Below are 15,391 nucleotides of genomic sequence, written 5' to 3'. Positions count from 1 at the left end.
GGAAGCCTTTTTTTATCATACTGAGAGAAGAAAAATGAAAAAAAATAAGCCCCCCGAATAATCGGGGGGCTTTCAGTAGGATTACTAACCCATTTTTTTAATAACCCAAAATTTTCAACATGCTCTGGGCGGTTTGCTCTTTGGCGTATAACCAATCTTTCAACTGCCCGTTCTTGTCATATCCCACAATCACATGTTTGGGTGAAGGAATAAGACAGTGCTTGATGCCGCCGTATCCGCTGAGCTGATCCTGGTAGGCCCCTGTATGGAAAAATCCGATATACAGCGGTTCTCCGGATGCCTGTTGCTTTGGCAGGAATACTGCGTTAATATGTTCTTCCGATGTATAAAAATCGTATCCGTCGCAGGTAAGTCCGCCGAGATGCACCTCCTGGTATTCCTGGTCCCATTTATTAATTGGCAACATCAGGAACTTTTCCCCGATCCCCCAGGTATCAGGTAACGTAGTAATGAAAGAGCTATCGATCATATACCAGGATTCCCTGTCGTTCTGCATCTTCTCTCCAATTACGCTATATATCACCGCACCGCTTTCTCCAACTGTAAAGGAACCAAACTCTGTGTAAATGTTCGGTACGGGTACCTTGTTCTTTTTACACATGCTCTTGATATTGGCAACAATCTCGTTTACGATATAATTGTAATCATAATCGAAGCCCAAAGAGTGTTTGATCGGGAAACCACCGCCAATATTGATGCTGTCCAGTTCAGGGCAGATCTTCTTCAGCTGGCAATAGAGGTTTATTACACGGTTAAACTGGCTCCAGTAATAAATATCGTCTTTAATCCCCTTGTTCATGAAGAAGTGCAGCATTTTCAGCTCAAACTTCTCATTCCCTTTTATCTTGTCTACATAATATTCAAGAATATCACGGGGAGGAATACCCAGCCGGGAAGTATAAAAATCAAAACTTGGCTCTTCCTCTGCAGCTACCCTCAACCCAAGTTTCACCTTATCCTTGCTCCTGATATTCCGTTTATAATCTTCCAGCTCTTCCTTATTGTCAAGCACCGGGATCACATTCCTGAACCCGCTGTTGATCAGCCTCGCTATTGCCCTGGTATATGCCTTGGTTTTAAAGCCATTACAAATTACATAGGTCTCTTTATTTATCTTCTTGCGTTCGTATAATTTATTGACAATATCAATATCATAAGCAAAAGAAGTTTCAATATGTACCCCATGCTTCAGGGTTTCCTCCATAATAAAGGAGAAATGCGAGCTTTTAGTACAATAGCAGTAGAAGTATTCACCTTCGTACCTGTTTTTCTTAATGGCGTCATGGAACATTTTCTTCGCCTTATTGATCTGCATCCCTATTTTGGGAAGAAAGGTCAGCTTAAACGGTGTTCCATACTTGTCGATCAATGCCTTAATATCCAAACCATTGAATTCCAGGTAGTTGTCTTTTACATCAAAGCCCTCCTGGGGAAACTCAAAGGTCTGTTTTACCAGGTCTGTGTAGGTGTTGTTCATTTAGTACTGCAAATGAATTTTAGGAATTAGTAATAGAAAAAAATAACAGGATAACAATCCATTTTTCCCTCACTGGGAAACTCCTGGTTTACACACCTACGTCAGTTCGAACCCCAGCAAAATAGGTTGCAAATCTAAAGATTTTGTTGATTGCCACCTTAATTTTTTTCGGGAGGTAGAGGCCCCAAAAGCACAATTACCCGGGCAAATATACAAACAATTACAAATCAACAAGTTAAATAATATTATCCACAGGTTTACCGGTCATTTTTCAATATTTCCAAAGACTGTTTCCCTTCGCAGAAAAGCAGGTCAAGAATGCTCAGTCCGGGGATAAAACCAGTACGTTCCTGGAACACCTGCGTATAGCCAGGCTCGCTTTGTGTTACCGGCCCCGGCAATATGCTTTCTCTGGCATCTGTTACACCGGGCACTACCTTTTCATAGCTCTCCGTATAGATCACCGGCACTTTAATGCCGAGCTTGCTGTTCATCCACTCAAAGCATGCCATGTTCCAATCCATTAAAAAATGAAATGGTTTTTCAAACAAGCCCTGCAGATCTTCTTCATAATATTCAAACCAGGGCGAGCGCCTGTAAGCAGACACGAGCGTTTTCCAATGCAGGCCCTGCCATTTTTCCTCGTTACTGATCCTGACATCCTTCATCACCGTCCGCTGATTTTTTCCTCTTGCCAGGGGAACGCTTAAAATCATACGGCCGTTTGGCCCCGCAACGTAACAACGGTTCCTGTAACTGAGCTTTTGATAGTGCTCATATTTCTCAATCTTTAATATATCATGCTTAACTAAAGCTTTGTATGAATCAATTGGCGGAAAATATTGAGATTCAATCAATAATACCTTCTCTTTCGCATTCTCTGTCATAATGTCAAAATTTTGGATGCAGATGTTGAAATTCCGTTTGTTTCACCTGACAATCACTTATACCTAAGTACTTAACAATTAATTTTAAGTAGATGAGAAACAACTCATAGAATTATTAATCATATGCTAAATAAATTAGCACATAGTACTTCCGGTAAAAAATCACCGAAGTGCAAAAATACTAAAGAAATTAGTGAGTTTCTTGCCCATTTTTAACGGGCTCAGGAAGGAAAATAAAGATAGTTCTTTTTTATAAAAAAATCTTTTATTTATATGTGTTTTATGTATTACCCATTTAAGCGGTCTCCCCCGTTCTTAATATTGCCTCCGTTAAAAGTTTCCCAATTCAGCCCTGATTTTTTGATAACTAAATGCTTTGCTGTAGGTTTACAAAAATTAAAATACCTGGTCAGCCGATGAAAGTGTTCCGATTATTAGCCGTTGTTTTTGTCATCTGGGGAGTAGCAAGCTCCTGCGAAAAAAACAAGGATATCCAGTTTGTGAGAGTAGCCGGTATCAGTATGGATGAGCTGGGTATGTCCAAAAGTATTGTACGGATGACCCTGGCATATTATAATCCAAACAACTATCGTCTCCAGTTAAAAGATGCCAACTTCGACCTGTTTTTTGACGACACCCAGGTAGGCCACTCCCTCCAGGATACCACCATTTCCATCCCGGCAAGAGACACTTTTTACTTCCCGGTGAAACTGGAGGTAAATATGGCCAATGTATTTAAAAATGCACTTACCGCTTTCGCCAATAAAGAAGTAACCATCAAAGCCACCGGAAATTGCAAAGTGGGTAGGGCTGGCATTTTTCTTCCCTTCCCGATAAAATGTGAAACCAGGCAGGCGCTGAATTTCTTTTAGTCCTGCTTCAATAAGGCAATAACTTCCAGAATATGCCCGCTTTCACTGATGCTCCTTAACGGGGACAACCGTAACTCTTTTCTTACACGATTCAGATCTGCCAACAGATCTTTTGTAAGCAAATGATACTGTGTCGCTGCCTGGTAAGCCAGCGCTGTTTTAAGCGCCGATGCCTTTACACGGAAAGTATACGGGCTATAACGCCCCGGATGCAGATGGATATAGTGGGCCTTATCTTCTGCCAACCGCAAAATCCACACAGAAGCATCCGATAACACCACTTCTGTTTCTGTATAACCATCATTTTTAGCCAACAGTGCCTCATAGTCCGTTCTTGTATTCACCCCTGCCAATTTTAATTGCCCCCTTATTTCATCGAAAATTGCCTCCGGCGTCAGCGAACCAGTATACATATCCATCTGCGAGCCTCCAAGAGAAAGCAGGCGCGTATTTATTTCAGCAGGATCTGACTGGGCAAGCATTTGCCTGAGTGTAGAAAAATGATGCTTCAGCGGATTAAACAGTATCGGAATAGTGGTAAGTTTTTAGATATTAAACGGCTTTCATTTTTGCCTGGGAAACTGCAGAAACAGACCCGGCCTAATCGATGCCAACGGGGATGCCGGGGAAAACAAAGTTAATGACTGTTCCGGGATGCCGGTATAGGGCAACACCGGTAGAAATGTTTATTTATTCCGGAGCATCCTCCACTTTAGCACCTGCAGAGTCTATATTCCCAGGCCATTTTTTTCATTTTAACGCCTGTAAACAAGCACGCTTATACACAACCGGAAACAATTCAGCCTTTGGCAAACCCGGCCCATCGCCGTGCACCAAAGGCTGAAACAGTATGATTAATGCTTTTTCTTCGGATCCATTCCACCCCCGTCTTCCGGCTTCTTGCAGCAGGTAGGCAGTTTAGCGTATGATTCAGGGTTGGCAGTTACATTATCCGCATCATACCCCGCATTGGCAATACCAGTTTTGATGTTCTCAATATTGGTACGGTCGGTATAATATTTTACCGTCGTAATATGTTTTTTGAAATCCACTTTCACTGATTGAACACCTTCTTCCTGCGACATATACCTTTCAATGCGGTTCTTGCACGATTCACATTGCACAGTTGGCGTGCTGATCTTCGCTGTTTCCACAGCCTTCTGCTTTTGTTGTGCCATTGCCACGCCAATGCCGGCAAACAGGAACAACACTACTAATTTTAGGATACGCATAGTTGTAATATTATTACCCGAATATACAAAAAAAGTGATATACAATTTTCACTACTTACCCCACTGATCCGGCGCGCTTCTCCAGGCCTGCAACGTGGCAATTTCATCGGCAGATACAATCCCTTTTTCTTCAGCAAGCGCAATCATCGCAGAATAATTGCTAAGCGAATAAAATGGTACGCCCGCCGCCTCAAAGGCTTTCACCGCCACATCAAAACCATAGTTAAAAATAGATACCATGCCTGTTACTTCACCTCCAGCGGCACGTATGGCCTGTACTGCCTCCAGGCTGCTTTTACCCGTTGAAATCAGGTCTTCTATTACCACCACAGGTTGCCCTGGCTGCAATACCCCTTCAATCTGGTTGCCCATACCATGCTCTTTCGGCTTGGATCTTACATAAATAAACGGCAGCTTCAGCTGATCCGCTACCAGCGCTCCATGTGGAATACCTGCAGTAGCCACTCCCGCAATTACAGCGGCATCAGGAAAAGTTTCAAACACCAGGTTGCACAACTCTGATTTAATATAGTCGCGCACATAAGGGAAAGATAAAATCTTCCTGTTATCGCAATAGATCGGTGATTTCCAGCCGGATGCCCACGTAAAAGGCTGGGCAGGGCTTAATTTAACGGCCTGCACCTGCAGTAATTTTTCTGCAACTTGTTTTTCGCTTACTTTATTCATACAAGCGCCAAAAGTACTATCATTTTGGAATAAACGGACATACATTTTGGAATAACATTATTCTGCCTCGAGCTACGCCAAACGAATTTAGGCAGCGCCCCTTGAACCGGTTTTACATCTTCCTAAATTCTCAATTCGTAATTCACAATTCGTAATTACATTTGCGGCATGCAAGCAAATATTACGATCTACCTCAACGAACGCCCGCTCCTGCTGAGTGCTGATACCACCTCCATTCCGGCCCGCCTCAATGGTGCCAAAGTATACGATAACCCGGATACAAAAAAGATGGAAAATGTATTACAAAAGCTGGAAGACGGGAAAAAAGACGCAGCAGTGTTTATTGCACCGGATATAAAACAGCTCTTCAAAAAAGTATCTCTCCATTTCACTACGCTGGTAGCGGCGGGCGGCCTGGTAACCAACCCGGCAGGCGAAGTGCTGATGATGTTTCGTCGCGGCAAATGGGACCTGCCCAAAGGAAAACAGGATCCAGGGGAGGATCTCGAAACCTGCGCATTACGGGAAGTAGCCGAAGAAACAGGCCTGCACAACGTTTCGCTGGAACATAAGATCACGGAAACGTTCCATTATTATCCCATGAAAAATAAAAAAGTACTGAAACATACCTATTGGTACCGGATGTTGTTTACCGGCACCGAATTAACCGTTCCGCAGATAGAAGAGGATATCCAGGACCTGCAATGGATCAAACCGGGAAACGTGGACAAATACCTTAAATACTCCTATGAAAATATAAGAGAGGTTTTCAGGGCGGCAGATATCTGATGCCATTTATCTTTTAGCCAGAATGGCCACTGTAAGCCGGCTTACACATACCAGCTTATGCTGGTCGTCCGTGATACGGATATCCCATACATGGCTGGAACTGCCTATATGCAAAGGCCGGGCACAGGCATGTACATAGCCTTCCCTCACACCCTTTATATGGTTGGCATTGATCTCTATACCCACGCAGATCTGCTTTTCAGGGTCAATGATCAGGCCGGATGCCATACTGCCTACTGTTTCAGCCAGGGCTGCAGAAGCGCCGCCATGCAATAACCCGTAAGGTTGTATGGTCCTGTGATCCACCGGCATCATCATTTTCAGATAATCCGGACCTATTTCGGTAAACTCCATCCCCAAACATGTAGCCATGGTGGTGCCTCCCATTTCATTTAACTGGTCCAGTGAGATCTTGGTATTGTGCCAGATCGTTTTCATAATATCTGCTTTAAAAATTATTGCTTCAAACGTTTGATGCCTTCAAGTACCGCCTGCGGCAGGAATGGCGTTACATCGCCCCCATACTTATAAATATCCCTCACCAGCGTGGAGGCAATGCTGGAATACTGGGGAACCGTTGTTAAAAAGATGGTTTCAATTTCGGGCGCCACAGTGCGGTTCACATCGGCAATCGCTTTCTCGTATTCAAAATCACTCACGTAGCGGATTCCCCTTAAAATAAAACGTGCGTTTAACTGCCTGCAGAAATCAACGGTCAGCCCGGAGTAAGAGGCTACCTCCACCCGCGGATCATCTTTATACATTTCCCTGATCCAGCTCATCCGCTCCTCCAGTGCAAACATAGGCGTTTTACTGCTGTTTACGCCGATGCCTATCACCAGCCGGTCGAACAGTTCAAGCCCGCGATGAATGATATCTGTATGGCCCAGTGTAATAGGATCAAATGTGCCTGGGAATAAACAAGTCCTCATATGAGTGTGATTGAGTTATCAGTAAGCGGTCAGCGTTTTAATTCCTCCCGGTTAATAAATATGGAGAACACCGTTGCCCCATAGTTTCTTTCAGAGCGGTAGTAGGAATAATCCTGGAACTTCTTATGCTGCGTGTGTTCCACCACCAGCCAGCCTTCGGGGTTCAGCAACTCTTTTTCAAATACCAGCAGGGGCAGCTGATCCAGCGTTTCCATCATATAGGGAGGATCAGCAAAAATGAAGTCGAACTTTTCCGTGCATTGCTGAAGGTATTTGAAAACATCCATTTTCACCGTTTTAAGGTGCTCTATTCCCAATGCCAGGGCTGTTTTACTAATAAAAGCAGCCATTGCCGGGTCTTTCTCCACAATGGTCATATCTGTTGCGCCCCTGGAAGCGAGTTCAAAACTGATGCTCCCTGTACCGCCAAAAATATCCAGTGTTTTTAAAGATGGAATATCCAGGTTATTTTCGATGATATTAAACAACCCTCCTTTCGCAATATCTGTAGTAGGTCGGGTATGCGGCATTTTTGCAGGTGGTTGTATCTTTCGTCCCCCTCTCGTTCCTCCTATTATACGCATAGCGCTAACGCATATAAGTTATGAAAATAATAGCCTGGTATTTCCTGCATTTTGGTGATATAGCTGAAGCCAGGTATCCTCTGTATCCACTCCAGGTGCGGTATGAACTTATACATTTCCTGGTATACACCGGCATCAGTAGCTACCGCTCCTCCCAGCTTCACTTTTACGAGCTGCTCATCCAGTTCCAGCTGACGGAGCGTGCTCACCAGGGTATATACCACATCCAGCCCCGACTGGTAATCGCCTTCCTGCTGGATCAGGAGCTTACCATCGGCATAAACCGTCATTGTAAACCGCTGTTGGTCTACTTCCACGAAGGCAATGCCATCTTTTGCCTGGAAATCCAGGTCCTTCGGGTACGACTGCAACAGGGCGGAATTGGCATGTATCACCAGGTCTGTAGAAAACTCTTTGCGTAAAAAGCCAAGCAGGTCTTTATCCACACTGTACACATTCACCATCGGCAACGACGGCAGCAGGTCAGACAGTACCGCCTCCTGCATCTTTTCGGGTACAGCCAGGTGCAGAAAATCCTTTTTCATCGACGGTGTATAGTACATATGCGGCACCAGCACGCCTCCGCCGGTATTAAAGGCCAGCAGGATAGATTTAAAGGCAGTAAATAGCAGTTTGTCGGTGTCAAATACCTGTTCTATCATCTCCAGGTCGGCCAGGGCCAGCTTCCTGGGGGTAAAATGATAGGATTTCAACGCCAGGAATTTCTTTGCAGCCGGATCAAACACTACATAACTGAATGTTCCGTTTCCTACCAGTACCAGTAAATTACAGGCAGTGAGATCAGTTTCCAGCAGGGTTTCATCGTCTACTGTAAATGCAGGATGGATGTTATAAGCCACGGGCATATTTAACCTTTCAAATGAATTACAATAATACTCTTTTTAGTTAATTGGTGAGGGCGTTTTGTTGTTTTATATAAGGGGAGATGATCAGCAGATAGACCTATCTTTGTTCCTATACCTACGATTCATGCAACTGGAAGTCAACACCCGGCAGATTATCAAAATAGCAGGACCTATATGCCTGGCGCTTATTATCCCGCAGATCAACCACATTACCAATACTGCCTTTGTAGGGCGCCTGGGCGAATTTGAACTGGCCGCCAATGGGATTGCGGGTATCTATTACCTGGTAATGTACATGATAGCTTATGGCCTTAATAATGGGATGCAGGTACTTATCGCCCGGAGGGCCGGCCAGCAGCAATATGCCGGTATAGGGCAATTGTTTTCCAACGGTATACAGGTGGGGCTCTTTTTTTCCGGGCTGGCCATCCTGCTCACATTGCTGGCGGCTCCCTGGTTCTTTTCCAAAAGCCTCCACGATACCCATATCATTTCGGCAGCTGTTTCGTTTATCCGTATCCGTATATGGGGGCTCCCTTTTCTTATGCTGCTGAATATGGCCAATGCATTTTATATAGGCAGCGGACATTCAAAGGTGCTGGCGGTTACCTCCCTCTTCCAGGAAATGATGAACATTTTTTTTGACTATGCACTCATTTTCGGAAAGCTCGGGCTGCCTGCCATGGGGCTCAACGGCGCTGCTACCGCTTCGGTTATTGCTGAGATCACCGGCTGCAGCGTAGCGTTCAGTATCCTGTTCATCCGGCGGTATCACCTGCAGTACAGCCTGTTCAGTTACCTGCGGCTCAACCGGGGCATTATCCGGAATATACTGAATGTATCAGCTCCGCTGATTGTTCAGTTCCTCTTCAGTATAGGCGGGTGGTTTGTGTTCTTTATTTTTATTGAGCACCTGGGCGAGCGTCCGCTGGCAGTATCCAATATGCTCCGCAGTATCTTTGGTTTCTTTGGCATCTTCACCTGGGCGCTGGCGGCAGCCTGCAATACCATGGTGAGCAATATCATAGGACAGGGGCGTCCTGAACAGGTATTTCCCATTATCCGGAAAATTGTGGTCATCAGTGCCGGATGTGCTATGGCCATGTGTATTGTGGTGAACCTGTTCCCTTATACATTGCTCCATATCTATACCAACAGCGCCGACCTGATCACCATGGCCATACCATCTATCAGGGTGATTACCCTGAGCACAATACTTATGGCGGTGGCAGCGGTGGTAATGAGTGGCGTGGTAGGTACCGGCAATACAAGAATTAACCTGGTAACGGAAATAATCGCGGTTCTCGGCTACCTGTTGTATTGCGATATCGTTATTGAAAGAATGCGTAGCGAGCTGCACTGGGCCTGGGGAGCCGATTTCATCTACTGGATCATTATCTTCGGAATAAGCTACTGGTACCTTCGCAGTGGCAGATGGAAAGGAAAGGAGATCTGAAAAACTTCTGATTCTCCCTTAAATTTCAGCATTTAAAAAACAAATTCAGTGTAATCAGCGAAATCATTATAATCCTGAGTCAGACAAAATCCGTGTTATTGCAGATCGTCCAGCATTTTTTTGCAATCCGCTTTGATGCTGGCATCATCCTGGGTGATGTTACGTAACGTAAGCGCTTTTTTCAGCACTTCAATGGCCTTTTCCTGCTGATCATCTGCTTTATAGGCGCGGGCCAGTTCGTAGTAGTTGAGAATAAAAGCGGGGTCGAGCTGGCGGCACTTTTCATAATTGCTGATGGCATTTGCCAGCGAACCATCGGGTAAGCCTCCAAACAGCATTTTGGCTGCGCCTCTTTCAAAAGCATTCAGGTTGGCCACTTCAAAATTCCATTTGCCTAAAACATGATAACCCTGTGCCAGGGAAGGATTGAACTTAATAGACAGTTCGGCGTACTTTTTTACATCCTTGGAGGCAGCTACTTTATCTTTTGCGCCGGAGATCAATGCCATGCGCCCCATGGCAATGGCCATGGACAGATTGGATTCGGGACTGTTGGGATTTACCTTAAGCGCCTGCTGGGCATAGCTTTTAGCAAGATTGAAATAGCTGATTTTATCTTCCTTGTTTTTTTGCCGGTTACCGATGCGGGAACATAGCTGGCTGGCCTGGTTCAGGGCATCCAGTTCAGCAGGTTGTATTTTGAGGATTTCCTTATCTTTTTCAAATGCTTCGCTTTCCTTCATTTGTTTCTCCAGCTGCCTGGCTTCATCCATCATTTCACTGACACTCTGGGCCTGTACATACAGTACCGCTGATAATAAAAAGCAAACTGCCATGATCCGTTTCAACATAGGACAGGTTTTTACAGCGTAAGAATTGTTGATTAACTTATAACTATAAATTTACGGAAACATCATACATATCCCAAAAAATAGTGCTTAGTAGTCTTTCTCCAGCGACACAAGCGAATTGCGGATAGTGGCGCCCATGGGAGGATTCATTTTACGGAGGGTAACCATGCTGTGCTGGATACCGGGATACCGTTGCTTAAGCGCATCGGTTAGTTCATATACCACTTCCTCCAGTAAAGGCCGTGGAACAGCCATCACTTCCTTAGCTATTTCATAGATACCCTGGTAGTTAATTGTTTCTGATAAATCATCCACAGGCACGGTACCGGGTATACGAACTGCCACATCCAGCACGAAGTGGTTACCGATAATGGTTTCTTCCGGGTATAAACCATGGTAAGCGTAGAAAGTGGCTTGTTCGAGTGCGATCGTGAGCATAAAAGGAAATTAGGCATAATGAACAATGGATCTGCAGGGATATCTTTCCCACAGATCCACTATTCATTATACAATTTATTATTGGTGGTGTTCTTTTGCTGACAAGTATCTTTCTGCATCCAGCGCGGCCATACATCCGCTGCCGGCGGCAGTTACCGCCTGGCGGTAAATTTTATCCTGTACATCACCGCAGGCAAATACGCCTTCCACGCTAGTACGGCTGGAGCCTGGCTCTGTAACAATGTATTCCTGCTCATCCAGGGTCAGGTAGTTTTTAAAGATACCGGAATTGGGCTGGTGGCCAATAGCTACGAAGAACGCGCTCACCGGTATTTCTTTCTTTTCACCTGTTTTGTTATTCAGGATACGAAGACCTTCCACTTTGTTCTCGCCCAATACTTCATCTGTTTCAGAATTCCAGTACACGATAATGTTGGAGGCTTTCAGTACACGGTCCTGCATTACTTTGGAAGCCCGCATTTCATGGCGGCGTACCAGCATATGCACGGTGCTGCACATTTTAGAAAGATAAAGTGCTTCTTCTGCTGCGGTATCGCCGGCGCCTACAATAGCTACCTCTTTACCACGGAAGAAGAACCCGTCGCAAACAGCGCAGGCGCTTACGCCGCTGCCATTCAAACGTTGCTCTGAAGGAAGTCCCAGCCATTTGGCGGAAGCGCCGGTAGCGATAATGATCGCATCTGCGGTGATTTCCTTCTCTTCGTCGATCATTACTTTATAAGGCTGTTTACTGAAATCCACGGAAGTTGCCATTCCATAGCGGATATCGGCGCCCATACGGACAGCCTGTTTTTCAAAATCCACCATCATTTCCGGTCCCTGGATACCTTCGGGGTAACCGGGATAGTTTTCGACTTCAGTAGTGATGGTTAATTGTCCGCCGGGTTGAATCCCCTGGTATAATACTGGTTTAAGGTTGGCTCTTGCAGCATAGATAGCAGCGGTATAACCGGCAGGGCCGGAACCGATGATCAATAAATGCACATGCTCCTGTTGCTTGTTTTCCATTTTGTTTGCTGTATGTATAATTACCTGCTAATAATAATTGTCTTATAGGTTACTGTATAGCCGCCCCAGTAGCCTAATGCGCCGGGTATATTCCCTAATATCTTTGTGGGCGATGCAAAAGGATTACCATTACTGTTGAAAGCAAAATCGAGTGTTCTCCAGAAATCCCAGGTTGCTTTGTCAATATTACAAAACTTCAGGGTAACGGTATCTCCCGGTGCAAAGAACTGATCCTTCCTGTCATCCGGGTCCAGGTTCTTATTTACCCCGGCGTCCACAGGAATTTCAAATGTTGTGCCGTTCACCAGCTTATCGTCTATCACAGAGCTCTGTCCAGGCAGGAACACTTCACTGTTCCGCTTTGTAAAATACCTTCCATAGTTCCCAAATGCAGGAGCATCCGTTATCTTCACCCATAAGCGGGTCTTTACAGAATCATCTACTGTCACTAATGTCCACCAAAGGGAGTCCAGCTGCATGCCACGCGCCGGTATAGTTGTCACGGATTCATATGCCTTATTGTCAGCGTTAACGCGTAAGGTATAGGTACCCGGCACTTTCCCGGTGAAGTTACCGGATGGTTGCGAAAGATCCGGCAGGTATGCAAAGAACTTCATGCCGCCGGTATCTATCGACTGTTCTTTCAGCGTCATGGTCCTGTTGCCGTCGGAAACGGTAACAGTAGCATTATGTACAAAGACATTTGATAATGCAGCCGGATCTATCTGTGAAAAATAGTTAAGGCTATGCGTGAGTATTACCACCGGGTAAGACCCGCTTTCAAACCTGCCTTCCACTACCAGTTGCGGCTCCTGCACCGGCAGGGCAACACTGATATCTTTCTCGCAGGCGGCAAAGATCATGGTGAACATGATAAAGAAGAGCGGTATACGCATGAGTGCAAAAATAAGGGCTGTTCACTAAATAAGAACACCGGCCATGTATTTACAAGGCCGGTGTTCTTATAGAATAAAGAGGATTAGTAGATTTATTCTCTCGTTAGTGTTAACTCAGCGAATAAAGGTATTTTATCCCAGGTACGATTTCAGGGCGCCGCTATAGCGGGCTTTTTGCAGCCTCTTAATAGCGCGTTCTTTAATCTGCCTGATTCTTTCTTTTGTCAGATCGTATTTCTGACCGATTTGTTCGATTGTTGCGCCATTTTCACCATCCAGACCAAAATAGGCATTCACAATTTCAGCTTCGCGTGGGCTCAGGGATTTTAATACCCGGCGTATTTCCTCGCGGAGTGAATCTCTCATCACGTCATCATCAGTAATATCTCCACCTTCCAGCAAATCGCCCATGGCTACATCTTCTGCTTCGTGCACGGGTGCATCCAGCGACATGTGACGGGTGTTGCTCTGGAAAATATTGTTAATTTCTGATTCAGACATCTCCAGGATTTCTGCGAGTTCCTCGGTAGAAGGTTCACGCTCGTTTTCCTGTTCAAATGCCATATAAGCTTTGTTAGCTTTGTTATAAGTGCCAATTTTATTTTGCGGAAGACGAACAAGACGACCCTGTTCAGCCAACGCCTGCAGAATGGATTGGCGAATCCACCATACTGCATAAGAGATAAATTTGAAACCTTTGGTTTCATCGAAACGCTGCGCCGCCTTGATCAAGCCGAGATTACCTTCGTTAATCAGGTCACTCAGGCTAAGGCCCTGGTGCTGATACTGCTTCGCAACAGAAACAACGAAACGTAAGTTTCCTGTAGTCAATCTTTCAAGAGCCTTTTGATCGCCCATTTTAATGCGCTGCGCCAAAACGGTCTCTTCCTCAGGTGTTAACAAAGGGATCTTCGAGATTTCCTGCAGGTATTTTTCTACCGCCTGCGAATCACGATTGGTGATCTGGGTGGCAATTTTAAGTTGCCTCATATGAAAAATTGTATTGGTTTATAAATAAATAACAGCGAAAGAAAATTTTTGTTCGGAACTTTTAAAATTATTAACTTACAAAGTCTCCCGCGCTTTATTGTTTGTTTTGAAATAAGTCTGCAAAGATCGTGCTAACCAATCACTCTACCAAATCCTTCTTATATTTGCCAGCCATATAACAAAGTACAGTTTTAAAACGGAATTTTATAGTGCTTTAGTTCCTCTGCGATGCTGGTTTATACAAATTTTAACAATTGATAAAGAATCATATTTAAATTAACATCTTAACTAATCTAATTGTTAAGCCGTTGCAAATTTTTCAATAAAATGATTGACTTTAGAAGCGACACTTTTACACGTCCCGGCCCTGGCATGTTACAGGCGATGCTGCAGGCAGAAACCGGTGATGACGTTTTCGGTGAAGACCCCAGCATCAACAAACTGGAAGCCATGATGGCAGAATACTTTGGCAAACCGGCAGCCTTGTACTGTCCTTCCGGCACAATGAGTAACCAGATCGCCATTAAAGTACATACGTTGCCAGGGGATGAAGTGGTTTGCAGTAACCTCGCCCACGTATATATTTATGAAGGAGGCGGCATCGCCTTCAACTCCGGCGCCCAGGTACATGCCCTCATCGGCGACCGGGGCATGATCCGCGCCACCCAGGTAGAAGCAGCCATCAACCCGGATGATGTACATAAAGCCCGCACCAGCCTTGTTTGTCTTGAAAATACCTCCAACCGCGGCGGCGGATGCTGCTACGACTGGGACGAAATGGTAAAGATCGGCGACGTTTGCAAAAAACACGGGCTGGCACTGCACCTCGACGGCGCCCGTCTCTTTAACGCACTGGTAGCCACCGGCCAGGACCCTAAGGCATACGGGCAACTGTTCGACAGCATTTCCGTTTGCCTCAACAAAGGAATGGGCTGCCCCATGGGCTCCGTTCTGCTGGGCAGCGAAACCTTTATCAAAGCCGCAAGACGTATCCGCAAAAAGTTGGGGGGCGGCCTCCGCCAGGCCGGGTTCATGGCGGCCACCGGTATCTATGCCATGGAAAACAATATAGCCAGGCTCGCCGAAGACCATCTCCACGCCAAACAAATTGCCCAGGCCCTGCTGGAAAAATCCTTCATCGGCCACATGCTCCCGGTGGAAACCAATATCCTCATTTTTGAAGTAACCGGCGACTGGTCCCCGCAGCTCTTTGCCGACCACCTCAAAAAACAAGGTATCCTCGTTATGCCTATTTCCCCCTCACAGGTCAGGATAGTCACCCACCTCGACATTACACCGGAAATGATTGCGCAAACCTGCGAAATCATCGCAGAGATGGCATAACCAAAACGATAACACAATTTAAAGGGCAAGGATTCCTGCC

At 45.4% G+C, this 15,391-nt stretch carries 18 protein-coding genes; 4 read left to right on the top strand and 14 right to left on the bottom strand.

What is annotated here, in order from left to right:
* Positions 1-97: 97 nt before the first annotated feature.
* Positions 98-1,498 carry a type III PLP-dependent enzyme domain-containing protein gene (locus FN124_RS25480; protein WP_142687621.1) on the bottom strand — a complete coding sequence of 467 codons (1,401 nt, stop codon included), beginning with the start codon at positions 1,496-1,498 and terminating at the stop codon, positions 98-100.
* Positions 1,499-1,755: 257 nt separating this feature from the next.
* On the bottom strand, positions 1,756-2,385 hold the full coding sequence (locus FN124_RS25475) for a WbqC family protein (RefSeq protein ID WP_142687620.1): 630 nt from the start codon (positions 2,383-2,385) through the stop codon (positions 1,756-1,758).
* 416 nt (positions 2,386-2,801) lie between these two features.
* On the opposite strand from FN124_RS25475, the gene FN124_RS25470 reads away from it, so the two are divergent.
* Entirely contained in the window at positions 2,802-3,257 is a 456-nt protein-coding gene (locus tag FN124_RS25470; RefSeq protein WP_185937371.1) for an LEA/WHy family protein, read from the top strand.
* Here the strand turns inward: FN124_RS25470 and FN124_RS25465 are convergent.
* From FN124_RS25465 to pyrE, 3 genes are all read right to left on the bottom strand, one after another.
* A complete protein-coding gene (locus tag FN124_RS25465) occupies positions 3,254-3,739 on the bottom strand; it encodes a hypothetical protein (protein WP_142687618.1) in 486 nt (161 codons plus the stop codon). The two genes, FN124_RS25470 and FN124_RS25465, sit on opposite strands and share 4 nt — an antisense overlap.
* A 372-nt stretch (positions 3,740-4,111) precedes the next feature.
* On the bottom strand, positions 4,112-4,489 hold the full coding sequence (locus FN124_RS25460) for a heavy-metal-associated domain-containing protein (protein ID WP_142687617.1): 378 nt from the start codon (positions 4,487-4,489) through the stop codon (positions 4,112-4,114).
* Between the two features lie 51 nt (positions 4,490-4,540).
* The gene (gene pyrE, locus FN124_RS25455) at positions 4,541-5,176 is read right to left on the bottom strand and encodes an orotate phosphoribosyltransferase (RefSeq protein ID WP_142687616.1); all 636 of its coding nucleotides are present in this window, start codon (positions 5,174-5,176) and stop codon (positions 4,541-4,543) included.
* 168 nt (positions 5,177-5,344) lie between these two features.
* On the opposite strand from pyrE, the gene FN124_RS25450 reads away from it, so the two are divergent.
* The gene (locus FN124_RS25450) at positions 5,345-5,965 is read left to right on the top strand and encodes an NUDIX hydrolase (RefSeq protein ID WP_142687615.1); all 621 of its coding nucleotides are present in this window, start codon (positions 5,345-5,347) and stop codon (positions 5,963-5,965) included.
* A 6-nt stretch (positions 5,966-5,971) separates the two neighbouring features.
* Here the strand turns inward: FN124_RS25450 and FN124_RS25445 are convergent, their stop codons facing one another.
* The 4 genes from FN124_RS25445 to FN124_RS25430 are packed head-to-tail and all read right to left on the bottom strand — an operon-like array spanning position 5,972 to position 8,341.
* Complete coding sequence (locus tag FN124_RS25445) at positions 5,972-6,403, bottom strand: hotdog fold thioesterase (protein ID WP_142687614.1); 432 nt, start codon at positions 6,401-6,403, stop codon at positions 5,972-5,974.
* Between the two features lie 17 nt (positions 6,404-6,420).
* A complete protein-coding gene (gene coaD / locus FN124_RS25440; RefSeq protein ID WP_142687613.1) occupies positions 6,421-6,897 on the bottom strand; it encodes a pantetheine-phosphate adenylyltransferase in 477 nt (158 codons plus the stop codon).
* A gap of 29 nt (positions 6,898-6,926) precedes the next feature.
* Positions 6,927-7,481, bottom strand: a complete 555-nt coding sequence (locus FN124_RS25435) for an RsmD family RNA methyltransferase (protein WP_142687612.1) — start codon at positions 7,479-7,481, stop codon at positions 6,927-6,929.
* A complete protein-coding gene (locus FN124_RS25430) occupies positions 7,472-8,341 on the bottom strand; it encodes a DUF3822 family protein (protein WP_185937370.1) in 870 nt (289 codons plus the stop codon). The genes FN124_RS25435 and FN124_RS25430 overlap by 10 nt, the downstream gene beginning before the upstream one ends.
* A gap of 130 nt (positions 8,342-8,471) precedes the next feature.
* On the opposite strand from FN124_RS25430, the gene FN124_RS25425 reads away from it, so the two are divergent.
* Positions 8,472-9,803 (top strand): MATE family efflux transporter, encoded by a 1,332-nt coding sequence (locus tag FN124_RS25425; RefSeq protein ID WP_142687610.1) that lies wholly within the window; start codon positions 8,472-8,474, stop codon positions 9,801-9,803.
* 95 nt (positions 9,804-9,898) lie between these two features.
* Here FN124_RS25425 and FN124_RS25420 read toward each other — a convergent pair whose 3' ends face one another.
* From FN124_RS25420 to FN124_RS25400, 5 genes are all read right to left on the bottom strand, one after another.
* The gene (locus FN124_RS25420) at positions 9,899-10,654 is read right to left on the bottom strand and encodes a tetratricopeptide repeat protein (protein WP_142687609.1); all 756 of its coding nucleotides are present in this window, start codon (positions 10,652-10,654) and stop codon (positions 9,899-9,901) included.
* Between the two features lie 87 nt (positions 10,655-10,741).
* Entirely contained in the window at positions 10,742-11,092 is a 351-nt protein-coding gene (gene folB / locus FN124_RS25415; protein ID WP_142687608.1) for a dihydroneopterin aldolase, read from the bottom strand.
* A 78-nt stretch (positions 11,093-11,170) separates the two neighbouring features.
* Positions 11,171-12,121: a thioredoxin-disulfide reductase gene (gene trxB / locus FN124_RS25410; protein ID WP_142687607.1), complete on the bottom strand. Its 951-nt coding sequence runs from the start codon at positions 12,119-12,121 to the stop codon at positions 11,171-11,173.
* 20 nt (positions 12,122-12,141) lie between these two features.
* Positions 12,142-13,017 carry a DUF4249 domain-containing protein gene (locus tag FN124_RS25405; RefSeq protein ID WP_142687606.1) on the bottom strand — a complete coding sequence of 292 codons (876 nt, stop codon included), beginning with the start codon at positions 13,015-13,017 and terminating at the stop codon, positions 12,142-12,144.
* A 132-nt stretch (positions 13,018-13,149) separates the two neighbouring features.
* Positions 13,150-14,007: a sigma-70 family RNA polymerase sigma factor gene (locus FN124_RS25400; protein ID WP_012793808.1), complete on the bottom strand. Its 858-nt coding sequence runs from the start codon at positions 14,005-14,007 to the stop codon at positions 13,150-13,152.
* 327 nt (positions 14,008-14,334) lie between these two features.
* On the opposite strand from FN124_RS25400, the gene FN124_RS25395 reads away from it, so the two are divergent.
* Positions 14,335-15,351, top strand: a complete 1,017-nt coding sequence (locus FN124_RS25395) for a threonine aldolase family protein (RefSeq protein WP_142687605.1) — start codon at positions 14,335-14,337, stop codon at positions 15,349-15,351.
* Positions 15,352-15,391 lie beyond the last annotated feature (40 nt).

The organism is Chitinophaga polysaccharea, from assembly GCF_902150045.1.
Classification (GTDB): domain Bacteria; phylum Bacteroidota; class Bacteroidia; order Chitinophagales; family Chitinophagaceae; genus Chitinophaga; species Chitinophaga polysaccharea_A.
Note: the sequence above shows the minus strand (reverse complement) of the source record. Positions and strands in the feature narration are given on the sequence as shown.